Source organism: Myxococcus llanfairpwllgwyngyllgogerychwyrndrobwllllantysiliogogogochensis (assembly GCF_006636215.1).
Taxonomy (GTDB): Bacteria; Myxococcota; Myxococcia; order Myxococcales; family Myxococcaceae; genus Myxococcus; species Myxococcus llanfairpwllgwyngyllgogerychwyrndrobwllllantysiliogogogochensis.
This window is the reverse complement of sequence record NZ_VIFM01000177.1, coordinates 1-23,794: the sequence shown is the minus strand read 5'-3', so window position 1 is coordinate 23,794 and position 23,794 is coordinate 1. Positions and strand designations below refer to the sequence as shown.

The following is a 23,794-nucleotide window of genomic DNA, read 5'->3' as shown; positions in this document are numbered from 1 at the left end:
GGCAGGGGAGGGAAAGCCGGGTAGAGGAGGTCCGATGCCTTCCCGACCCATGCCGTTGTGTGTCGCGCCGATGATGGACTGGACGGACCGCAACTGCCGGTACTTCCACCGTCAAATCAGCCAGCACACGCTGCTGTACACGGAGATGCTGACCACGGGCGCCGTGCTCCATGGCGACCGCGAGCGGCTGCTGGGCTACGAAGCGGCCGAGCATCCGGTGGCCATCCAGCTCGGTGGCTCGGAGCCGGAGGCCCTGGCCGAGTCCGCGCGCATCGCCGAGTCGTGGGGCTACGCCGAGGTGAACCTCAACGTGGGCTGCCCCAGCGACAGGGTGCAGTCCGGCCGGTTCGGCGCGTGTCTCATGGCGGAGCCGGAGCTGGTGGCGCGGCTGGTGGGCGCCATGCGCGCGGCGGTGAAAATCCCGGTGACGGTGAAGTCGCGCATCGCCATCGACGAGATGGAGGAGTGGTCCACGTTGGAGCGCTTCGTGCGCCTGGTGGCCGCCGAGGGCTGCACGCGGTTCATCGTCCATGCGCGCAAGGCGTGGCTCCAGGGCTTGAGTCCCAAGGAGAACCGGGACGTGCCGCCCTTGCGCTACGACCTGGTCCACCGGCTCAAGCAGGAGCTGCCCCACCTGGACATCAGCATCAACGGCGGCATCAAGACGCTGGATGCCGCCGCCGAGCACCTCGCGCACGTGGACGGGGTGATGATTGGCCGCGCCGTCTACGAAAACCCCTACCTGCTCGCGGACGCGGACCGTCGCTTCTTCGGCGGGCAGGAGGCTCCACGCGAGCGGCACGAAGTCGTGGAGGCCATGCTCCCGTACATCGAGCGCAGCCGTCAGCGGGGCGCGCCGCTCAGCGCCGTCACTCGGCACATGCTCGGCTTGTTCCAGGGGCTGCCGGGGGCGCGCGCGTGGCGCAGGCACCTGAGCGAGAACGCGCACAAGCCGGGCGCGGGTCCGGAGGTCGTCGTGGCGGCGCTCGCGAAGGTGCGTCGCGAGCCGGAAGCGGTCGTCGCGGCCTGAGCGTCGCGCTGTCGGAGCGGGCGTGGCGGTCCTCAAGGGAGCGAGAAGCGCCCGATGCGTCCTGCTTCCTCGGCGAACCACAGGGCTCCATCCGGGCCGACGGTGATTCCGTGTGGCTCCGCCTTCCGCGTGGGGATGGCGTACTCCGTGACGACCCCTGAGGTCGTCATCCGCCCGAGGTGATTGCTGCCCCACTGCGTGAACCACAGGGCCCCGTCGGCCCCCGTGACGATGGCGTGGGGACGTGCTCCCGAGCGGAGCAACGGGTACTCGGTGATGGTCCCCTCCGTCGTGATTCGTCCGAGCTGGTCCGCGAGAATCTCGACGAACCAGAGCGCGCCGTCGGGGCCCCACGTGATTCCCACGGGCCCCGCCTTGGCCGTGGGCAGGTCGTAGCCGGTGACCTGTCCATCCACGGTGATGCGCCCGATGCGGTTGCCCTGATTCTCCGTGAACCAGAGCGCGCCATCCGGCCCGGCGGTGATGAACGAGGGATAGCAACCGGCCTGGAGCGGGAACTCCGTGACGCCGCCGTCCGGTGTGAGCCGCCCAATCCGATGCACGGTCATCTCCGTGAACCAGAGCGCACCGTCAGGTCCGGCGCAGATGCCGAACGGACCGGCTTGCGGCGTCGGCAACGTGAACTCGGTCACCTCTCCGCTCATCGTCACGCGGCCCACGCGGTTCGCCTTCTGCTCGGTGAACCAGAGCGCGCCGTCGGGCCCGGCGGTGATGATGGACGGCCCGGCTTCAGATGTCGGAAGCGGGAAGCTCGTCACCCTGCCCTGGACGTCGACGCGTCCGACTCGGCCCGAGTGAACCTCGGTGAACCACAGCGCCCCGTCCGCTCCCTTGACGATTCCATAGGGGCCCGTGGACGCGGACGCCAGGGGGTACTCGACGAACTGACCGTGCTCGGAACCAGGGGCCTGCGCCATCGGGTGTGTCTCCAGGAGGAACGTGAAGTGCCCGCCGGACCCTCTCCCGCGAAGGTCACCCACGTCCAGTGCGCGGAGCGCCCTGTCGCGCGCGTGTTCCACTCAAGACACAACAAAGCCCGGGCCTCCTCTCGGGGACCCGGGCCTTGGGCGAAGCAGTCCGACTCAGCCGATGACCAGTTCGCCGGGCAGCGGCTTCTTGTCACCGTCCTGGAACAGCCCGAAGTAGCTCTCCGCCAGCTTGTACTCGTTGTACGCCGGCGAGCAGGCCATGTTGCGCACCGCCATCAGCGGGTCGTTCGGCTTGCCGTCGTAGTCGGTGAGCAGGACGTTGATGCCCATGTGCCCGCCGTTCTCCGCCTGGATGCCGGAGCGCCGCTGCATCTCCTGGATGTCGCTGGCGGTGAGGTTGAGCGTGATGGGCTTGTCGTTCTCACGGGCCGCCTTCGCCTTCGCCGAGTCACCCGTGTACGAGTACACGAGCAGCTCGCGCGCGTTGTCGTCCTTGGTGTCGAACTTCATCGCGAACTTCTCGGAGCCGGGGATGAGCTTGCCGTCCGTGCCGTACTTCTGCTCGATGGTGACGTCCGGGTGGTCGCCACCGTAGGTGATGTCGGACGTCATCGACTTCGTCCCATCCGGGTGGTGGGTGATGAGGTACTCGCCCGTGTTCGTCGTGCCGTCCGACTCGATGCTGAAGGGACCCACGTCGATGCCGACCTTGCCGCCCGTCGACTCGTAGTTGATCTTGTCGAAGCGCAGCGTGTTGGCCACGCCCGGGCCTTCCTTCTCCGGCATCCGGCCGTCCTTCGCGAAGGCGTCGTACGCCTTCTTCCCGTCCGGGTTGGACAGGTCGAACTCGGCGGTGCGCAGCTTGTACTCCTTCAGCGTGTCGGAGCGGCCCATGCTCACCGACACCGGGCCCACGCCCAGGCTCACCTTGCCGTTGTTCTCGATGAACTCCGTGGGGCCCGCCGTCATCGACAGCTTGTCGCCATCGCGGCTCACTTCGATGGACATGCCCTTGCCGGACTTCACGTCGCCGGAGATGCCCAGCTCGGCCGCGTGGTAGGACAGGCCCACGTCCAAGCCGTAGCCGGCGAACTGGCCCTGCTCCATCTTCACGGAGGTGCCGTCCGGAATCGTCTCGGCGTTGAGCGGATGCGGAGGCGCGATTTCGCCACGCTTCAGCTTCTCGTAGTCGGCCTCCTTCATCTTCACTTCGTACGTCATCGTCTTGCCGGCCTCGACGCTCCCCTCCACGGAGGCGCCCACGCCGACCTTGGCCTTGGTGAACTCCACCGTCCCGGACGCGGACACGGACGTCTCGGCGTTGATGGAGACGGTGACGTACCCGTCCTCCTTCTTCACGTCCTTCTCGAGCGTGTCGCTGAACTCGACGGACACCGGACCCGCCTGGCCCGGAATCTTCGTCTCGTAGGGCTCGGTGGTGACGGGGTTGGGCGCGCCGCCGATGTCCGCCGGGTAGTCGGCGACCATCATCTTCTGCAGCTCGGGCGACACGTTCGCGTCGGCCAGGGCCTGGGTGCGCTCGGGCGAGCCCGCCTCGGTGGAGAAGATCTTCGCGGCGGACGTGCCGGGGATGGTGCCCGCCTCGCTGTAGTGAGGCTGCTCCTTCAGGTACGCCGGCATGTCCTCGTAGCTCTTGCCGTTGCTCGGGTCCAACACGCGCTCGCCCTGGCGGACGACGACGTGGCCCGACTGGCCCTCGGCACCCGGGCGCGAGTCCTTGAGGAACACCAGGTCAGAGCGGCCCTGCAGCTCCGGCGAGGACTTGCTGACGAAGTCCGCGGCCTTGTCGAGGCAGTTGACCTTGCTGTCCTTGCTGTTCTCCGAGAACAGCGACGTGGAGGGCGCGCTCTTGCCGTCCAGGTTCAGCTTGTTCTTCGCGCCAGCGGGCTCGAAGGTCGACTTGTTCTTCTGCGCCTCCGCCACCTTGCGAGCGGCCTCGGCGGCCTGCTTCGCGGCGGCCTCCGCCGCCTTACGAGCGGCTTCCGCTGCCCGACGCGCCGCCTCTTCCGCGGCCCTGCGAGCCGCTTCCGCCGCACGTCGTGCCGCCTCTGCTGCCCCACCGTCACCAATGCGCTCGGTACCCATGGTGTCTCTCCTCGAAGTCGTACGAATTTCCCAATTCTCGGGAGAAGGAGCGAGAGGTTGCGTACGGGCTGGAAGTTCGTGGGGTTTTGCGGGCCGAGCCCTGTCACGGAGTGAGAAATCGGGGCGGAACCCATACGTGGAGCGAAGTCGGGCGCCGGATGTGTGCCTGGTGCTCACGCCGTGTCGTGGCGGTGGATCAGCGCTTGGGGGGGCCGGTGCGGAAGCGCTGGAGCTTGGTGCGGTTGCCGCAGACGGCCATGGAGCACCAGCGTCCGGAGCGGTTCTTGGACGTGTCGTAGAAGGCTTCCTGGCAGGCGCCCGCCGCGCAGACCTTCATCCGGGGCCAGTGGCCGTCGCGTTGGGTGGAGACGACGGCGGCGAACAGTCCGCCCAGGGCCTTCCATCCGCCCGTGCCGGCGGGACGCAGCCGCACGCCGTCGGGGCCGAAGCCGACGGTGAGCGGACTGGAGGCGGCCACGCGGTCCAACACGCGCGGCTCGGAGGCGGGCAGGGGCTCTCCGGTATGGGAGAGCAGCACGGCGCGCAGGGCCTCACGGGCCTCGATGGCGGCCTTGAAGGACTCGGGGGAGAAGGTCTCCGCTGAAGACAGGAGGCCGCGCGCGCGGCACCAGGTGGTGAGTGCGTCCGAGGTGGGCACCGCGTCGACGAGCTTCTCCACGTCCAGCGTGTTGACGAAGTCGAGCAGCAGCACGACATCCGTCGCAAGCCCGGGGCTGTGCGCATCGGCCATGGCCGGGGCCTATCGCGTCCTGGGCGTGGGCACCAGGGCCCCCAGCCCCGTGGCCAGGCTGTCCACCAGCGCGCGGGCCGCGTGGCGCTCGGGGTCCAGGCTCGGGTCGTAGATGGTGACGTCCATTCCCACCGCGAGCCCGGAGGCGACGAGGTGGGCCACCAGTTCGCCCAGCTCCTCCACGCTCAGTCCGTCGGGTTGGCGGGAGTCGACGGCGGGCATGACGTCGTCATCCATGACGTCCGCGTCCAGGTGCATCCAGAAGCCGCTGACGCCGGACGCGCGGAACCTCACGAGGGCCTGCTCCACGCTGGCGGCGATGCCGTCCTGGCGCAACGTGTTCAGGTCCATCCAGCCCATTGTGGTGTCGCGCACATGTTCGGCGGAGACCTGCGCGCCCCAGTGCTCCAAATCCCTGACGCCGAGCACGGCCACGTCCGCGTCCCGCACCAGGGGCCCGCGTCCCTCCAGGTTGGACAGCACCGCGGGGCCACGCCCGGAGGAGAACCAGAGGTCCATGCCGGCCGCGCCGCCCAGCTCGGAGGCTTCGGGGGGCCAGAAGTCGGTGTGCCCGTCCATGAAGGCGAGGCCGTGGTGGGCGCCCGTGCGCTTCAGGCCGAGGAGGCAGCCGAGCAGGATGCTGCAATCGCCTCCGAGCACCAGCGGGAAGCGCCTGTCGCGTACGACTCCTTCCACCACGTCGGCGAGCCGCGAGCTGAACTCCGCGATTCCGCGTGGGTTGATGACCCGGGTCTCCTTGTCGCGCTGGGGCTCATAGGGACCGGGCTTCACGGTGTGCTCGACCTGGGCCTTGAGCCGGTGTCCCAGGCCCGCTTCCAGCAGGGCCTCCGGAAGCAGGTCCACCCGAGGCGTCCGCCTGTCGGGGCGACTGAGTCCAAGGCCAGAGGGCGCGGCGATGAGGGCGATGGGCGGTGGCATGGGCACTCCGCGGACGGATGGGTAACCGTCGTATTTGTTTAAGTGGTTTCGATGAAAGTAGCCCCGGTGCTGGGCGGATGCAACCATCCAAATTGAATGGGTGGTTACACGGGGCACCCGAAGGGGAGGGTGGTCACCGAGCCTCAAGCGCACGACGTGGCGCGAGCTGCTGGAGCATCTCCGTGGCGCCACCCCGACGATGAAATGGTGAATCAAGGGCCCCGGAACGCCTGAGTGCGCCCGGGGCCCCTCGAATTCATGACAAAGGGGTCAGCCCGCTGGTCCGCTACGGGAGGCGAACGAAGCGCAGGCCATACCAGGAGCCGCCGATGCGGGTGCGACCGTAGAAGCTACCGGCCTTCATCGAGTACTTGTAGTTGACCTGGGTCGGCGGGGTGCCCGGCGGCCCGGCGACGCCGCCATTCTGGACGTAGCGGATGCCCGCGTTCGCGTCGAACCACCAGGTGTTCTGGTGGCTGTAGCACTGAGGCTTCTCACCCTGGCCGGAGACCCACCGGAGCTTGTGTGCCTCGTTGATGTCGCTCACCATCTTGGTGTGCGCCGCGTACCGCGTGTTGTAGGTCCAGTCGATGGCATCCATGACGTTCCGCTCGATGGCCTTCCAGACGTTGGTGTAGACGCTTCCGATGAGCGTGTTGATGGCCCCGCTGATCCAGTCCGCGACGTTCTGGGTGGTGATGGGGCCCCCAGGGCCGGGAGGATTGAAGTTCACGGCGATGTTGGCCGCCTTCACCACCCAGTTGCCAATCTTGTAGTCAGCCAGGCTGCCGAGCTTCGGCTTGACGAGGGTGTTGAAGTACTGGGGATAGGGAACGATGTAGCTGGTATCGAGCTTCATGTTGTCCATGCCGACGACAATCTCATCGCCGTAGGACGGTCCCCAGTAGCCGATGCCCAGGAAGCGCTTCTTGCGCTGCAGCTTGGCCTTGATGTCAATCTTGTGGAATCCGATCTCAATGCCGGCGATCTTGAGCTGGAAGCCGGGTGACTGGGCCTTGAAGACGAAGCGCCTGTTGCCGGGCATTCCGACCGACTCGGAGCGACTGAAGTTCGAGCCGACCGTGTAGGCGGGCATGTTGAACGCGGGCGGCGTCAGGTTGCAGCTGGGCGGAGGCGTGGAGGCGCCATCGCAGATCCACTCCTGGAGGCCGTTGCCGGAGTACGTCTGACCGCAGCCCGCGACGTTCCACAGGTTGGGGGGCTTGGCGGTGACGGACACCGCGGTGACCGAACTCGTCCCCGGGAAGAACTTCCGACAATACGTGAGCGGCGCGATGCTGGCGCCCGAGGTGCAATCCGAGTCCTTGAGCCAGGCTCCGCCCGCGGCCTTGTGCGCGTTGACCTTGCCGGACCAGTACGAGATTCGACCGAGTTCCGTGCCGCCCAGCGCCCGGACCCGCGAGTCATCCTCTGCCTGGGGTGTGCCCCGCTGCCGGCCGAGGAAGTCCGCGACCTGTGTGGCCCCACTCGCGGCGGAGGGCTCGTCGGCGAAGTCCGCCATGGCCAGCGTGGTGCCTCCGCCGCCGCCACCCTCGGCGTCGAGGCCGAGCAGCTTCACCGACGGCGTGCCGAAGTTTCCAACCTTGCGGATGACGCCCGGAAGGACCTGATACGCGCCGTTGGGGAGGGCGACCTCTCCCGGAATCGACTGGAAATTGGGGTCGGTGTTCATCGCATAGGCATGGGTGTTGAGCCAGGCGCGATAGGCGGGGATGGACGCCGCGTCGACCTGGAACACGCCCAGGTTGGTGAGCTGGTAGAGCTGGCCTTCGACCATCACCTGGAGGTCCTGGTCGACGAGGCGGCGCAGGGTGTCATCCTCGGCGAGGAAGGCCTTGAGGTCGTCGACGAACTCGGCGTAGTCGACGTCGACGATGGCGTCACCCGGCTGCTCTCCCGGGCGGGCGTTGTCCAGATACGTCTTCGCGCTCACGAACCCGGCGGGCAGCATCTGGTCCTGACTGGGAGCCGCGGTGATGTTGTAGACCACCGTTCCCTGGCAGGTGCCCGTCGAGAAGCAGCCGAGCCGCACCTCGAACGTACCCGTGCGGTCCGCGGTGTAGGCGATGCGACTGCCATGGTCGCTGCAGGCGTCGTCACTGCCGAAGAGGTCGACATTGCCGTCGGCGTCGATGAGCTTCAGGTACGTATCACCCACCAGACCGGAGCCCGCGAGGCCGCAGGTGCCAACGTCGAGCACCTGCCCCTGCGTCAGGTGGAGGACCAGGGTGGAGTAGTTGGTGCTGGCGTTGTTCGTGTTCGAGCCCGTGAAGGTCCGTGCGCCGATGAGCGCCCCGTTCGCGTCGGGCGACAGGACCGAGTAGCTGACGGTGCCGCTGCAGGCGCCGTCCGAATAGCAGCCCATCCGGACTTCGTAGACCCCGTCGCTGGGGGCCGTGTAGGAGATGCGGCTGCCCGTGCCGCCACACGCGTCGTCGCCGGACGCGACCTCGGCGCCCCCGACGAGTGCCAGGCGCAGGAGGGTCTCACCCGGCTGCTCACTCAGTCCGAGGGACTCGGTCGACTTCGCGCCGACGAGGTAGGCGTAGGCTGCCTCCGCGTGTTCCTTGACCGCTCGCAGCCGTTCGGAATCCTGAAGTTCGGACGGCCAGACGATCATCTTCGACCGGCCGTTCTCTGTCTCGATGAGGACCGCGCTGCGCAGGGGCAGCGACTTCGCGAGGATGCCAAGCGCCGGGTCGAAGGACTTCGAGACGCTCTCGAAGCTCGCGAAGAGCTTGCTGATTTCATACAAGTGCTCGAGCCGCCGATAGGCCTGCTCCAGGCTCGCGAACGAAGGGTCGGCGGGGGGCGGGTCCCGTGTGCGCTGCCCGCCTGTCTCTTCTCGCGAATCAGGGTGGGGCCCCTTGTTTCGCCGACCAGAGCTCATCAGCGCCTCGTGTCTTCGGGGGCGGACCAGGAAGGCGTCGGGAGCTCACTCACGGACGAACCGATTCGCAGCCCTCCCCGCGAGACCGTCATGAAATACGTGCGTCGATCATGCTCACTGCCACGAGTCTTCACGACCGTCAGCGTAGGCGCCAGGCGGCCCGCTGCTTCCTCGTAGCGCAGCATGAGCAGGTTGTCGGCGATGGGGGAGAGCCCCTGGTCGGTGACTCGCTCCATGGAGAAGAGCGAGGCCGACTCGAGCGTGAGGACGCTGGTGATGCCGAGGGTCTTGAAGCGGACCACCAGTTTGTAGAGCACGTGACGGAACTCGTCGATGGGCGTGTGTGCGGTCAGCAGCTGCGTCGCGGCGTCGAGCACGACGCGTGAGGCCTTCAGCGCCATGATCCGGTCCGACAGCACGGTCAGGAACTGCCCCGCGCGCAGGTGCTCCCGGGAGACGTAGAGCACCTGGATGAGGCCCGCGTCGAGCTGCGCGCGCAGCGGCAATCCCAGGGCCTCGGCGCTGGCGAGCAGTTGCTCGGGCCCCTCTTCCATCGAGACATAGAGGCCCGGCTCCCCAGCCCTGGCGCCCTCCAGGAGGAACTGGATTCCGAAGGTGCTCTTGCCGACGCCCGCGCTGCCAGAGACGAGGGTGGCGCTTCGCCTGAGCAACCCGCCGCCCATCAGCCCGTCGAGCCCGGGAGTGCCAGAGCGCAGCCGGGAGGATGCCTCCAGCGCGGGGGGAGGAGCCTCCACGCGGAGCTCTTCTCCGTAACGAGGGAAGATGGAGACCCCCCCGGCGCCAATGGCCATGGCGTGTCGGCCCTTGAGGTGAGCGGTGTTGCGAAGCTTGTACACCTCGACGTAGCGCTCGCGCTCCAGTCCCTCCTCCGTGGAGCTGAGGATGATGACGCCGTCCACCACGGTCTCCTCGACGCCCCTTCGGCTGACCTGATGGGAGCCGTAGGGGATGTCGGTGGGAAAGAAGCCGACGGCCTGGGCGTTCTGGACGATGCTGCAGAGGTGGAAGACCTTCTCGCGGCTGAGCTGCGGGTCCGTCACCTTGTCCAGGAACACCGAGACGGAGTCGATGACCACGCGCCGGGCCTTCAGGGCCTTGATGCGCTCGCGAATCATCAAGAGGTGGGCCTCCACCATGATGTCGGGCTGGGGGATGAAGACGATCTCCACCATGCCGCGCTCAATCTCCCTGTCGAGCTCCCAGCCGAGGCCCTTCGCGGCGGCGCGGAGGCGCTCCTCGCTCTCCTCGAAAGAGAAGAGGATGCCTTTCTCGCCCGCGAGCGCGCCCCGGTAGATGAACTCGAGAGAGAGGACGGTCTTTCCAGTGCCCGCGACGCCGCTGAGGAGGAGGCTGGACCCCCAGGGGATGCCGGGCCCGAGAATCTCGTCGAGCTTGGTGATGTGAGTCCTGCAGCGCTCCTGCGAGTTCTCCGGAATCGACTCGCGTTTGATGGCCTCGCGGGGAGCGAACATCTCCAGTCCGCTGGAGGTGATGAGGAAGGGATGCTCGTCCCGGCTGTGGTCCGTCCCCCGCATCTTGACGATCCTGAAGAAGCGCTGTTGCTCGCCCTGGGACACGCGCTGGGAGAGGACGAGGAGGCCGTCGACGATGGAGAAGAGGGGATTGCTCTCGTAGTCGGCGGGCCCGTATTCGCCGAGGAGCAGCGCGGTGGTCTCCCAAGCCATCAGGTTCACGGCGATTTCATAGCCGAACATCCGGAGCTCCTCCTTGGAGGTCGCCAGGTCGTCAAAGGCCTTGAAGCTGTCGATGACGACGATGTCTGGCTTGACCTGCTTGAGGTTGTCCATGATGAGCGCGAGCGCCGCATCGAAGCTCCTCAGCCGCAGCATGGCGCCGAGGTCCACGAACTGGACGCCCTCCTCGAACTTCTTCGGGTCGAAGAACGAGAACTGCTGGAGGTGCCGCAGCGTCTTCGCGGTCGGCTCGGAGAGGGTGTTGAAGGCGAGGACGCGGTGGGCGGCCGAGGCGTTGTGGAAGCAGATCTGCTGGGTGAGGGTCGTCTTGCCAGACCCGGGCGGGCCGCACACGGCGGTGACGGAGCCCTTGGGCAGGCCGCCCTTGAAGAGTTCATCGAGGTTGGGGACGCCCGTCTGAAGGCGCGGGATTTCGAATCTCTTCGTCATGACGTTGTGTCCTCGCCCGCGGCGACGCGTGGGCGAACCGCCTCCGGAAGTGCGACTTTGGAGAGCTCCGCATGCAGCTCCGGCGTTAAGATTTCAGCGGTCAGGTTGCCGAGCACGGTGAGGAACTCCACGAGCACGAATCGACTGCCCTCCCTCAAACCGGAGTCGCGCCCGGCGCGGACCTGTGCCCGGAGCTCTTCGAACTGGAGCCCCCTCTGCCGTTCGACCTTGAGGGACGAGAAGAGCGGGAACTGCTCGGAGGCATTGTGCAGAACGCGTCCAGCGATGGCGCTCAGAGTCACTTCTCCCAGCGTGGTCAACGTCTGTTTCCACAGCACGGTGAGGGCCGCTTCGAAGAGCTGGAGAAAGGCCTCCGTCGACAGATTCCTGTCGGCTCGGTCGAGCCAGGCGTCGACGCAGGTCGCGTGTCGACCTTCGTCAAGCACGGTTGCCCTCACCCGCCTGAGCGCCCCGTATCTCTGCTGGAAGGGCGTCGTCCCCGTGCTGAAGGAGCAACGTGCTCAGCGTGGCGGTGGAGCGGCCCACGTGCTCACCGGTGCCAAGCGGAAGCCGGGACGCCAGGGCTGACGTGGCTTGGGTGATGCACGCCCGAAGTGCTCTGACTGCCTATCGCATTCTTTCCCGCTCTCGTCGTTTTGGACGCCCCGTCGAGATGGACGGGGCCGTACGGGCTGCACACAGGCGGACGAACAGATGCGTCAGACCGACTCAGTCGCAGGGCTGGTACTTCGAGGAAATATAGGGTCGATTGTTCAATCGAGGAGCGGCTGACAGGCGGGATGTGCGCCAGTTCGTACGCCAGTCAATACCACAAGGTGGCTCGCAAGGGCTCCGCCACCCCACCTTCAGGAATATTCCGCTGCTGAGCGCCGCCGGGTCGGCACGACGGCTGGGAGCACGGGAGCCTCGCGCGAGCAGTCCGCCGCGACACCTTCCAACTACCCAGCCTCGCGGCGACAAACTCGCTGGGAGATTCGTCGACCCCATGACGCGCCCGACCGCGATGGCATGTCGCAGCGTATCCATGCGAGCGCCGCCCTGCCGCCAGGGCGCGGGGACTCCCGGCGCATATCGCGAGCGCTCATCTACGTGGGTTACAGGTTGAAGGCGGGCGGCATGCAACTCGTCCGCCGGGACGCGAGGACCGGGGTCGCCACCTGGGATGTCCCCATTCCCCGCTCCAAGGACGGCTCGCTCCCCTCCAGCATCCGGAAACAGGGCGACCGGCTCTATGTGCCACACTGGATGTGGCTGGATGTCTTTGACGCGAAGACAGGCAACCTGCTGGGCACCCTCGGCACCGGGTAGTCCCGGCCCTCCACACTTCCTCCATACCCTCCACGCATCCTCCTCCCACCTTGCCTGGCGCTTGGGGCGCCACAGAGGGGGAGACAGTCATGACGGATGTGAATCAAGGGTGGGATGCGGCGGTCAACCTGGACGCGTCGCTGCTGACGACGATGGCGAAGAACTTCAGCGCGGGGGCGGAGGACCCGACCATTCCCCTGAAGAATGGCTCGGTGACGCTGGGGTTGACGGAGCTGGCGCTGACGTTGGACCCGAAGGCGGGCGAGGTCGTCTTCAGTGCCCCCTGCACGGGGACGGTGGCGCGCCAGGACGTCGACGGGACGCTGAGCATCGGCATCAAGCTGGCGAGCCTTGCCATGGGCTGCGTCTATCCGGCGTCGTACCTCGCCACGAACGGCGCGGCCGACTGCCGTGCGCTCGCGGGCGGGACGTGGACCCTGGACAGTCAGGCGCTCACGCTCGAGGCCTGGGTGCGCGGCCTCTCCACCGCGCCATGGACGCTGGTATCGCTGCCCGCGGAGGGCTTCGTGCTGAGCGTGGAGGACGGCCTGCCCGTGGTGACGTGGGGCGGGCAGCGCTATCCGGCTCCGGGGACGGCGGCGGTGCTGGATGACGGCCTCTGGCACTTCGTGGCGGTGTCGGTTGCCGCGCAGGTCATCACCTTCTACGTGGACGGCCAGTCCAAGGGCACCGCGACGCTGTCCTCGCGGCAGAAGACCTCCGGCAAGGACCTGAGCTTCGGCCAGGGCTCTCAAGGAGACCTGACCCAGGTGCGGCTGTGGAACGTCGCGCGCACCGCCGCGCAGCTCCAGCAGGCCATGAACGTCACGCTGCCCTTGCCCCAGCCAGGTCTCCTGGGCGTGTGGACGTTCGAGTCGAGCCAGGTGGTCAACGCCGTCAACAAGACGCAGGGCTCGCTCCAGGGAGGTGCCATGTCCGTCACCGCCTCGAAGTCGACGTCCGAGGACGACGCGAACGCCCACAACTTCCTCTGGTTCCTCGACCCGGAGAACACCTTCACCGTCACGATGAGCCCCCCGTCGAGCGTCTCGTCCCTCATCGAGTCGGCGACGCTTTCGCTCCTCCAGTCGTCCGTCACCCAGGGCAAGTCCCTCTCCGTGACGGCGGCGCCGCCGCGCCTGCCCACCACCGCGGTGTTCTCCGTGACGGACAGCAACGACCCGGACTGCATCCTCCTCCTGATGAACGGCCACGCGCCGCCGCCGAGCTGGCCCGCGCCGGTGCCTTTCCCCACCGCGCCCGCGTTCACCACCTCCGCGCAGCAGAACGCCGCCATCCTCATCGATGACGCCTATCTCCTGGAGCAGATGCTGCCGAACATCGCCGACAAGATGGACATCCCCGAGTCGGACCTGCACGTCACGGGGAGCCCGCCGGTGCTCTCGCTCATCAAGCCCACTGACGCCAGCCTCAACGGCTCCACGTTGCACCTGACCTCGCTCACGTTCAGCGTCACGAACCGCGGCATCGCCATGTCGATGAAGGGCACCGCGCATCACATGAAGGTCTCGGTGTCCGGCACCCTCACCCTCACCGTCAAGGCGAACAAGGAGGGCGTGCAGGAGCCGTACTACGACATCGCCAACCCGAAGGTGAGCATCACCCCGGACACGAGCGACCCGGTGGTGCAGACGTTCGAGGCACTGATGGGCAGCGGCCTGCCCATCATCGCGATGCTCGCGGGCGTCATCGCGGGCATCTACATGGCCGTGATGTATTTCATCCAGAACAAGGCGCAGTCGACGCTCGCCGACCTGCAGGACTTCATCGACCTGAAGGGCACGGGGCAGACGTTCGCGCTCCAGAAAATCCTGTTCGACAGCGGCGTGTACTTCTACGGGCAGCTCACGCCCGGCGGCTCCGGCGCCCAGCGGGGTGCGTCCAGTTCGGTGAAGAGGGCCGCCGCCCCCGTGGTGACGGACTTCAACCCCAAGGGGGGCGCGCCCGGCACCATGGTCACCATCACCGGTTCGGGGCTGGCGGGCGCGAGTTCGGTGAGCTTCAACCAGACGCCCGCCGACTACTTCCGCACCTGGAGCGACAAGCAGCTCGTCGCCCGCGTCGCGGAAGGAACCACCAGCGGCCCCATCCAGGTGTCCACGGCCGCGGGCAGCGCGGTGAGCACCCAGCCCTTCTCCGTGGCCCAGGCTCCGAACCTCACCGACGTCTACCCGCCCAGCGCCCAGCTCGGTGAGGACGTGAAGCTGTCGGGCACGGGGTTGCTCTCCACGCAGGCGGTCTACTTCAGCGAGGACATCCTCGCGTCGTTCTCCCCCGTGTCGGACGTGCTGCTCATCGTCACCGTGCCCGGCGGCGCCATCTCCGGCCCCATCACCGTGGTGACTCCGAGCGGCACGGCCACCCAGGAGGGCTTCACCGTGCAGGGCAGTCAGGTGCCCTCCATCTCCGCCTTCAAGCCCACCTCCGGCGCGGAGGGGACGGAAGTCACCGTGACGGGCTCGGGCTTCACCGGCGCCACGGCGGTGACATTCGGCGGGGTGCCCGCCTCCGGCTTCAACGTGCTGGATGACGGGCAGCTCACCGCGGAACTCGGACTGAGGACCCCCTCCGGCCCCGTGCGCGTCACCAACAGCCGGGGCACCGGCATCTCGAACGCGGCCTTCAACGTGCTCCCCGCGCCGCGCATCGACGGCGTCTCGCCTTCCCACGGAAAGCCGGGCACGGAGGTGACCATCACCGGCTCGGGGCTGTCGGGCACCACGGTGGTGCTCATCGGCACTCCCTCGGTGGAGGTGCCCTTCACCGTCGTGGGCGACACGAAGCTCACCGCCACATCACCCTCGGGGACCACCAGTGGCCCCGTGTCCGTGCAGTCGCCCTCCGGCATGGCCCACTCCTCCGAGGACTTCACGGTGCTGAGCGTCACCGCGCCCGCCGTCACCGACGTGTCGCCCCTCACCGGAGGGCGGGGCACCGCCGTCACCCTCACGGGCACGGGCTTCACCGGGACGACGGGCGTCAAGTTCGGCGGAGTGTCCGCGGGCGTCTTCGAGGTGACGAGCGACACGCAGCTCCTCGCCTACGTGCCCAACAGCGCCAGGAGTGGCACCGTCAGCGTCACCAACACGGTGGACACCCGCGACTCGTCGCAGACCTTCACCTGCGTGGCGGCGCCCACGGTGACGCAGCTGTCGCCCACGTCGGGCAAGGCGGGCACGCAAGTCACGCTGTCGGGGACGAACCTCACCGGCGCCACGAGCGTGCGCTTCGGCACCCACTCCACCGCGGAGGCCCCCATCACCCTCCAGGGCAGCGTCCGGCTCACCACCACCGTGCCGCCCGGTGCGGTCAGCGGCAACATCCTCGTCACCACCCCCGGGGGCACCACGGCCAGCCGCTCGGCCTTCACGGTGAGCACGAGCACGAAGCCCACCGTCGCCAGCTTCTCTCCGGACTCCGGTGGAGCGGGCACGCAGGTGACGGTGACGGGCAAGGGTTTCACCGGGACGACGGGGGTGAGCTTCGGCGCCACGCCGGCGCGGACCTACGAGGTGCACAGCGACACGGAGCTGGTGGCGGTGGTGGACACCGGCACGAAGACGGGGCCGCTGTCCGTCACCAACGACGCGGGCCCGGGCTCGTCCTCGACGGCCTTCACCGTTCCGCACTCGGTGTGGATCGACAGCTTCTCGCCCGCGCGCGGCGGGGTGGGCACGCAGGTGTGCATCCGGGGTGGCGGCTTCACGGACGTGCAGCGCGTCAGCTTCGGCGACTCGGCCATGCCCGCGAGCTACACGGTGCAGAGCGACACGCAGCTCACGGCGGAGGTGCCCTCGGGCGCCATCCAGGGCCCCCTCCAGGTCGTCACCGCGCAGGGAGGCGCGCGGTCGACGCAGCGCTTCTCGGTGGACTCCAGTGTGCAGCCCACCGTCACGCGCATCACCCCGATGTCCGGCCCCACCGGCACGCAGGTCACGGTGGAGGGCTCGGGCTTCACCGGGACGACGGGCGTATTCATGTATGGCGGCACGCCGGTCGACCGCTACCGGGTGGTGAGCGACACGCAGCTTGGCTTCCACGTCCCTCAGGACGCGCAGTCGGGGCCCATCACCGTCGCGAACAGCCTGGGGACGACTCCCCCCGACCCGAACTCCACGTTCGAGGTGACGCCCGCCGCGAGCTCCACGCCCCGGGCCGTCGCCAGCTAGGCTGAACCCCGCATCGGAGGTCGTCCGCCATGGACTCGCAAGGCCCCATCCTGGTCGTGGAGGACGACGCTCCCATCGCCGCGGGCATCGTCCGCGGGCTCAAGCTCGCGGGCTTCCAGGTGTCGCTCGCCACCGACGGGCGCCTGGCGCTGGAGGCCGCCCAGAAGGAGCCTCCCGCGCTGGTGGTGCTGGACCTGAACCTGCCGGGCCCGGACGGATTCGCGCTGCTCGAGGCCTGGCACCACCGGCTCCATGTCCCCATCATCGTCCTCACCGCGAGGCAGGAGCTGGAGGCGCGGCTGCGCTCCTTCGGGCTGGGCGCGGCGGACTACCTGGCCAAGCCCTTCTGGATGGAGGAACTCATCGCCCGCATCCGCGCCAGGCTCCGCCTGCCGGACACGCCCGCCCGCCGGGTGCTGCGCTGGGCGGACGTGAGCATCGACCTGGATGCGCGCACCGTCACTCGCGAGGGACAGGGCCTCGTGTCCTTCACCCGCACCGAGCTGGACGTGCTGCTGTACCTCGCCGAGCGCCCTGGCCGCGCCCTCACGCGAGAGCAGATCGCGGACCAGGTCCTGCCGACCAACGAGGAGCGGGACGCGCGGACGGTGGACTCCCACGTGGCCCGCATCCGCAAGAAGCTGGGCTCCGCGGGCGCGCACGTGCGCACGGCCTGGGGCATCGGCTACCGCTTCGACCTGGAGGGTGGCGCGTGAGGATGTGGCATGGACTGGTGTGGCGCACCGCCATCGCCTCGTTGCTCCTGGGGCTGCTGGCCACGATGTCGGCCGCGTATGTCGCGTTCCACAAGGCCGCGGAGCTGTCCGCGCGGAGCAGCGCGCGCCTCTTCACCGAGGCGATGCTGGAGACCCACGGCGACGCCTGCCGCGCCGCGCCCGAGGGCTGGAGCCACACCTCGCCCCAGGGCCTCCAGGTCCGCGCCTTCGACGTGGCCCGCGTCCTCTCTCGTGCTCCGCTCCCTTCGGGCGAAGGGCCGGACCCCGCGTTGGTGGAGCAGCTCGCCGCGGGTGACGCGCAGCCCATGTCGATTCACTTCCCGCGCTTCGACGGGAGCGCGTGGGGCGGAAGCCTCCTGATGCGCGTGGCCGAAGCGGGGCCGTGCAGCCTGCTGGAGTACCGGTGGCCTCCCCTGGTCAGCCGCATGAGCGAGGCACGCTGGCTCATGCTCGCGGCCTTCACCTTCACCGCCTTCCTGGCGGCGGCGTCCACCATCTCCGTCATCACCCCGCTGCTCAAGCGCTTGAGGCGGCTGCACGGCGCGGCCAGCGGCCTGGGTAGCGCGGCCTATGTCTCCACGCGCGACGCGGCGCACGACGAGCTGGCGGACCTGTCGCGCGTCCTGGATGCCGCCCAGGCGAGAGTCCAGTCGGATGCCGCGCGCATCCTCGGCCAACAGCAGGCCCTGGAGCGCTTCCTGTCCAACGTGGCGCATGACCTCAAGACGCCCATCGCCTCGCTCCAGCTCTCCCTGGAGCTCGCCACGTCCGCGCCCGCCGAGGAACTCTCCGAGCTGCTGGTGCGCGGCATCGAGGACACCGTCTACCTCACCGCCCTGGTGGACAACCTTCGCCTGGCCTGCCAGCTCGGAGAGGGCGTGGACCCGCTGGACGGCGAGCCGCGCGCCGCGCTGGGGATGCTGGTGGAGCGCGTGGTGCGCCGGCTGTCATTGCTGGCGCGCCGCAAGCAGCTCACGCTGGACGTGGCCCGCCCGGACCTCGAGCTGTGGACGCGGTGCAATCCGACGATGCTGGAGCAGGCGGTGGGCAACGTCATCCACAACGCCATCACCCATGGAACCCCGGGAGGCAACGTGGTGGCCGTGCTCGAGGAGGCAGGCCCCGAACGCTTCCGGCTCACCGTCCTGGATGACGGCCCCGGCGTGCCCGCCGAGGACCTGGGACGGCTCGGCGAGCGCCTGTTCCGCGCCAGCGGCGCCCGGGAGAGAGACCCGCGAGGCAGTGGCCTGGGGGTCGCCATCGCTCGCGAGCTGTGTCAGCGCGCCCACCTGTCATTGACCTTCACCCGCAACGAGCCGCGCGGCCTGAAGGTCGTCCTCGAAGGCGCCCGCGCCCGAGCCCGGTCCACTCCCGACTGAGCCTCGTCGACAGGGACAGGACGGAGGTGTGCGTCCTGATGGAACGCCCCGGTCACTCACTGCGTCCTCCTCATACGCGGCCTCGAACTCCCGCCCGCGCGACGCATGACTGAAGGTCGCGTGGTGCATCGCTTGCAGTGGGCCTCGGCTCCCTCCGAGAAGGCTCTGACTGGCTGATGCTCCTGAGACACCGCGACGACGGCCCCATCCGCCGCACAAGGCTCGCCCGAGCAGGGGCCTGCCTCGCGCGGTCGCAGCGATTCCACGGCGTCGGGGGAACTCATCTATCAAGGAACGAGGTCTATCGTGGCTGAGGTGTGGGATCCGTCAAAGCTTGACGCGAAGATCGAGGAGAACCCGACGCTTTGGTCTTCCCTCGATGAGGAGTGGCGGGAGTTGGTTGCCCGCGCCGTGCTGTCCGACAAGGGAATGCGCAAGCTGAACCGCATCAGCGGTCGCCTCAAGCGTGGCGCGGTGGGCCAGTTCCAGAACGCCACCGCCACCGCCGCGTCGCTCGATCAAACGATTCTGGGTTGCTATTCGCTGTTGAAGTATTGGTGCGCCGAGCGCAAGCCCAATGAACAACAATTCTATCTCAATAATCAGATTTCCACCGCGCTGAGCGCGGTTTGCCCGGGAACTGAAATCACCCGGAGGCTCGCTGAACGTCTCGACGCGCAGTGGAAGGAGCGCAACATGCGCTCCAAGGTCGTCGTCATCGCGCATCGCGGGGACGGGGCCACCTTCGAGAAGGTCCGCAAGGTGTATGAGCGACAGGTGTTCGACAGTCTCTTCACCTATACGCACGAACATGAAAACAGCGAAGGCGCCGTAATCAAGGCGCTCGAAGCCTGGAGGAAGAAGAAGCTGAGCGGCGTCGAATGCGATGTCTGGTTCAGCCAGGACGCGGTTCCGATTGTCACCCACACGCAGCATATCGAGGCCCTGTTCAATCAAGAGAACAACAGGGGGCTCGTGCCTCCGCTGACGGGCGCGAAGGTCAAGGACGTGCCCTCGGGCAACCTGCCACCCAGATTCCTGACGCTCGACCGCTGGCTCCAGATCATCGAGGCCTACCTCCAAGAACATTCGATGGACCTCGACGGAAACCGACAGGTCCGCCTGGAGATCGAGATGAAGGACACGAACCTCGCCTTCGGTCCCAACACCGTCCAGAACGAAAAGGAGCAGGTGCTGGCCCGATGGCGGTCCGTCGAGCGGATCGTCAGCCGGTTCCTGAAGTCGTGCAACAGGCCCAGCATCTACCAGATTGCCCTCTTCAATGGCTCGGCGGCACCCAAGGGGGCGTACGACAAGTCCTCGAACGAGCACAAGACCCTGCTTTCGAGCGTCGTTTATGGAGGGAGCCCCGACTCCCCCGGCACTTCGGAACTGCAGGAGGTCAGGTATGGCCTGCACTCCTCGGGGCTCCTGGAGCTGATGTACAGCGGGCAGTTCGCGGGGAAGATCCTGACGCTCGCGCCGGGTGTCGAGGCCGTCCCCCTGGATCAACCCGTCCAGCTTGATACGCTCGGAGAATGGATTGAGAACAAGCAGTCCTTGACGGTCGAGCAAGCCATCCAGTGCGCGAGGCTGCGCAAGATCCTGTGGATGTTTGATGAGATGACTGCCGGCAGATTGCCCAGGGAGCGCAAGCCGCTCCGCATCCAGGTGCTGACCGATTTTTGCGAAATCGGCGCGAAATTCATCGTCAAGAACAAGGCCACACCCATTGGGCCGCGCGGCCTGTTCGATCAGGCTTTCGATGAACAAATCCTGAGGTGTGTCTGGCGGAAGTACAACCTCGAGGGGGCGCCTCAAGAGACGAAGAGGCAGGTCTGCCAGGCCTTGAATTCATGCGGCAACGACCAGAACAAGCTGATTGAATTCGGGATGGAATTCCTCAGGTCGACGGGCGACTGGTACCAGGCATGAATGGGTTGAGCCAGGGCCGCCACGAAACACGTATTCCTTGGCGGGCAGGGTGGGCTAAAGCGGGAGGTCGCTGCTCCACACCCCTAGGGATACTCCATGTTGAACGGTGGTTTGCTGGCGCTGTGTCTCCTGGCCGCGTCGCCGCGTCTGCTCGCGGACCTCAACCCCCAGGCGCGTGAGGACTTCTCCGGTGCATCCGTCCTGGCTTCGGTCGGAGACACCGTCTTCTTCACCCTGAACACGCAGGCGGGCCTGGAGCTGTGGGCCGCCAACGCGGCTGAAGGCCGTGTGTGGCTGGTGAAGGACATTCATCCAGGGTCGAGCGGCTCCCATCCCTTCTTCCTCGCCGTGCTGGGAGAGCGGGTCGTCTTCCGAGCGGATGACGGTGTCCATGGCCTGGAGCTCTGGACGTCGGACGGGACACCCGCGGGCACCCGGCTCTTGAGGGACAGCCTGCCCGGTGCCGGGGGCCTGTTGGCATTGAATGGCGCGAAGGTCTGGGGACAATCCCTCTACTTCCTGGCCAACGATGGTGTGCATGGACTCGAGCCGTGGGTGACGGACGGAACCCCGGAGGGCACCCGCCTCGTCGCCGACACGAGGGCCGGCCCGGAGGGCATCACCGACACGACCTATCACCTCGTCGAGTTTGACGGCGCGCTCTATCTGGGCGCCTACAACCAGCTCTGGCGGACCGATGGCACCGCCGCCGGCACGCGGCTCGTCCACGCGGTCGACTCGTCCGTGGGCTCTCGCGCCGTCCATCCCTTCGTCAGGGGTGGGCAGCTCTGGTTCTCCTCGGGATTCTCCGGCGGGACGACCTCGCACTTCCACGTGACGGATGGAACCCCCGAGGGCACCCGGCTCGTTGTGACCATGACCTCCAAGATGAGCCTGGAGCTGGACCTGGGGAGTCGCGTGGTGTTCGGGAGCTGGACGGCGGGCAGCACGTCCTACACCCACTGGTTGAAGGTGTCGGACGGCACCTCCGAGGGGACCCTGCCCCTCGCGACCATCACGTCCTCCAGCACCCTGGTGTGGGAACACGCCTTGAATCCAAGCGGAACGGTGAGGTCCATCGTCGTCCCTGTCGACGCGGGCTATCAGCTCTGGCGCACGGATGGCACCCCGGAGGGAACACGCCTGGCGCAGTCGCTCACCCGGAAGGGAGGGGGCGTTGGACTGCTGGGCGACGAGTCCATCTATGTCGGCGCCGATGACCTGGGGCCCGCGCTGTTCGCCTGGGATGGGACGGCCGCGCCGCGCGTGGTGCGCCGCTTCGCCGCGCTTCCCTCGACCATCCTGAGCGCACAGGTCGGCTCGCTGTTCTATTTCACGGCGAGCGATGCGCTGACGGGCGAGGAGCTCTGGGTCTCTGATGGCACGGAGCAGGGCACCGTGATGGTCTCAGACCTCAGCGCGGGAGCCGACGGAACGGCGTTCGTCGCCCTCCATCCGGGAGCGGGGCAGTTGTTGTTCATCGCGACGCCGAAGGGTGGGGCGCTCTCGTTGTGGCGGACGGATGGCAGCGCGATGGGCGTGTCCCGGGTCGCCACCGGAATCACGAGCAGCGTGGTGATGACGACGGCGGGGATGGCGGCCTTCACCCTCGACGACGCAGCGGTGTGGCTCCATGTCCTCCCCGAGGGCGCGCCGGAGCGGCCGGTGACGCGGGTCTGGATGCCCCCGAACCAGGACTCATCTCCCGAGAACTGGACGGTGGACGGTTCCTTCGCGTACTTCGGCACGCGGCCGGCGTACAACCGCATCGAGTTGCTGCGCACCGATGGCGTGGGCACGCAGGTGCTGCGCGGCGAGTCCTTTTCGGGAGGGAGCCCCTATGGGCGTCGAGCCCTCCTGGGGGGCACGCTCGTCTTCCTCGAGGGCCGCGCGGTCCGTGCCACCCAGGGCGCACCGGGTGATGCCGTGTTCCTCTCCAGCGCCCTCGACATGGTGCAGTTGGGGGCCAGGGTGTTGATTGCCCGGGAGAGGGGTTCGTCGGGCTATGAGCTGGCCCGGAGCGATGGCACGAGCGCGGGGACCCAGGCGTTGCAGCCGCTCGTGGGGTACCCGCAGGGGCTCGTCGCGGCGGGAGCTCGCGCCTATTTCCGCCAGCCTGATTCCACCTCGGGGACCCAGCAGTTGTACCGAGCGACGGGGACGCTCGAAGCAGGAGCCCTGGTGCGGCTGGCGACCTTCGATGCCGGTCTTCCCGTGGCCTATGGCGACAGGGTGGCCTTCGTCGCGAACGAGACCTCCCTCGCATCGAGCGATGGAACACCGGCGGGGACAAGGCTCGTGCCTGGAACGGAGAACACGTCGCCCCGTGACCTTCAGGGTCTGGGGTCGTGGGTGTTCTTCACCGCCGTGGACGGGGCACGCGGGCGCGAGGTCTGGGTGCTGGACGGAGCCGGGGCGCGCGGCCTGGGAGACTTCGAGCCTGGGGCCGGGGACACGAAGCTGTTGGATGCCACCCTGCAGGCCGGGGAGGCCGTCCTGCTCCTCCAGACGAACGCGGGCCGCTCGCTGGTGCGGACGAACGGCACTCCCTCGGGAACGCGGGTGCTGGGGCCCGTTCATGGCACGACCTGGTTGGAGACGCTCCACGGCACGGTGTACCTGGACTGTGATCCGGACGGGCAGGTCGGCGTGGAGCTCTGCTCCCTGGCCGTGAACGCGAATCAGCCCACGCTGGTCGCGGACTACGCGCCGGGCATCATGCCCTCGTCGCCATCGGCCCCCGTTTTCTTCGGCGGCGCGTTGTTCGTCGCGGCGACACACCCCGTCGTCGGGCGGGAGGCCTTCGCGCTGGACATGGACACGACGCCGCCGCACATCGCGCCGACGGTGACGGGAACCCTGGGGCAGAACGGCTTCTACGTGGGTGACGTCTCGCTCACCTGGTCCGTAGGCGACCTGGAATCCTCCGTCACCGACACGAACGGCTGCGGCAGCGCGGCGGTGACCGTGGACACGCTGGAGCGGGTGTTCACCTGCTCCGCCACCTCCGTGGGCGGAACGGCCGTCAACCGTGTGTCCATCCGACGCGACACTTCGCCGCCCCAGCTCACGTGCCCGACCCAGGTGACGGGCAAGAGCGGCATCCCCGTGGCGTTCTCCGTCACGGCTGTCGATGCGCTGGACCCGGCTCCCGTGGTGGTCAGCACGCCTCCTTCAGGGACGGTCTTCCCCGAGGGGCTCACCTCGGTCGAGGCATCGGCGACGGACCACGCGGGCCACCGTGCCTCCTGCCAGTTCTCCGTGCTCGTGTCGCCAGCGCCGGATGCGGGTCCCGTGGACGCGGGGGCGGGTGACGCGGGCTCCGGCGACGGTGGGCCGCTGGACGCGGGGCAGGGTGACGCGGGGATGGTG

The 23,794-nt window shown here is 67.9% G+C and carries 14 protein-coding genes; 7 read left to right on the top strand and 7 right to left on the bottom strand.

Going from position 1 to position 23,794, the window contains the following annotated elements:
* Positions 1 to 34: 34 nt before the first annotated feature.
* Positions 35 to 1,030, top strand: coding sequence for a tRNA dihydrouridine(20/20a) synthase DusA (dusA, locus tag FJV41_RS33205; RefSeq protein WP_141646607.1), 996 nt, complete (start codon positions 35 to 37; stop codon positions 1,028 to 1,030).
* A 32-nt stretch (positions 1,031 to 1,062) separates the two neighbouring features.
* On the opposite strand, the gene FJV41_RS33200 is transcribed toward dusA, so the two are convergent.
* The 7 genes from FJV41_RS33200 to FJV41_RS33170 form a co-directional block, all read right to left on the bottom strand.
* The gene (locus FJV41_RS33200) at positions 1,063 to 1,968 is read right to left on the bottom strand and encodes a Vgb family protein (RefSeq protein ID WP_181791106.1); all 906 of its coding nucleotides are present in this window, start codon (positions 1,966 to 1,968) and stop codon (positions 1,063 to 1,065) included.
* Between the two features lie 165 nt (positions 1,969 to 2,133).
* Entirely contained in the window at positions 2,134 to 4,086 is a 1,953-nt protein-coding gene (locus FJV41_RS33195; protein WP_141646606.1) for a hypothetical protein, read from the bottom strand.
* Between the two features lie 196 nt (positions 4,087 to 4,282).
* Entirely contained in the window at positions 4,283 to 4,837 is a 555-nt protein-coding gene (locus FJV41_RS33190; protein ID WP_141646605.1) for a CGNR zinc finger domain-containing protein, read from the bottom strand.
* A gap of 9 nt (positions 4,838 to 4,846) precedes the next feature.
* Positions 4,847 to 5,776, bottom strand: coding sequence for an arginase family protein (locus FJV41_RS33185; RefSeq protein WP_181791104.1), 930 nt, complete (start codon positions 5,774 to 5,776; stop codon positions 4,847 to 4,849).
* A 286-nt stretch (positions 5,777 to 6,062) separates the two neighbouring features.
* Positions 6,063 to 8,687, bottom strand: coding sequence for a hypothetical protein (locus FJV41_RS33180; protein WP_141646603.1), 2,625 nt, complete (start codon positions 8,685 to 8,687; stop codon positions 6,063 to 6,065).
* Positions 8,687 to 10,852 carry a DUF7125 family protein gene (locus tag FJV41_RS33175; protein ID WP_141646602.1) on the bottom strand — a complete coding sequence of 722 codons (2,166 nt, stop codon included), beginning with the start codon at positions 10,850 to 10,852 and terminating at the stop codon, positions 8,687 to 8,689. Before FJV41_RS33175 ends, FJV41_RS33180 begins: the two co-directional genes overlap by 1 nt.
* Complete coding sequence (locus FJV41_RS33170) at positions 10,849 to 11,298, bottom strand: hypothetical protein (protein WP_141646601.1); 450 nt, start codon at positions 11,296 to 11,298, stop codon at positions 10,849 to 10,851. The genes FJV41_RS33175 and FJV41_RS33170 overlap by 4 nt, the downstream gene beginning before the upstream one ends.
* Before the next feature lie 583 nt (positions 11,299 to 11,881).
* Here FJV41_RS33170 and FJV41_RS33165 point away from each other — a divergent pair.
* From FJV41_RS33165 to FJV41_RS33140, 6 genes are all read left to right on the top strand, one after another.
* Positions 11,882 to 12,181: a hypothetical protein gene (locus tag FJV41_RS33165; RefSeq protein ID WP_246137575.1), complete on the top strand. Its 300-nt coding sequence runs from the start codon at positions 11,882 to 11,884 to the stop codon at positions 12,179 to 12,181.
* An 89-nt stretch (positions 12,182 to 12,270) separates the two neighbouring features.
* Complete coding sequence (locus FJV41_RS33160; RefSeq protein ID WP_141646600.1) at positions 12,271 to 16,371, top strand: IPT/TIG domain-containing protein; 4,101 nt, start codon at positions 12,271 to 12,273, stop codon at positions 16,369 to 16,371.
* A 29-nt stretch (positions 16,372 to 16,400) separates the two neighbouring features.
* Positions 16,401 to 17,087: a response regulator transcription factor gene (locus FJV41_RS33155; protein WP_141646599.1), complete on the top strand. Its 687-nt coding sequence runs from the start codon at positions 16,401 to 16,403 to the stop codon at positions 17,085 to 17,087.
* A 2-nt stretch (positions 17,088 to 17,089) separates the two neighbouring features.
* The gene (locus FJV41_RS33150) at positions 17,090 to 18,487 is read left to right on the top strand and encodes a sensor histidine kinase (RefSeq protein WP_246137576.1); all 1,398 of its coding nucleotides are present in this window, start codon (positions 17,090 to 17,092) and stop codon (positions 18,485 to 18,487) included.
* A 306-nt stretch (positions 18,488 to 18,793) separates the two neighbouring features.
* A complete protein-coding gene (locus FJV41_RS33145) occupies positions 18,794 to 20,422 on the top strand; it encodes a PI-PLC domain-containing protein (protein ID WP_141646597.1) in 1,629 nt (542 codons plus the stop codon).
* A gap of 96 nt (positions 20,423 to 20,518) precedes the next feature.
* Positions 20,519 to 23,794, top strand: a 3,276-nt coding sequence (locus tag FJV41_RS33140) for an HYR domain-containing protein (RefSeq protein ID WP_141646596.1), incomplete at its 3' end; no start/stop codon positions are given.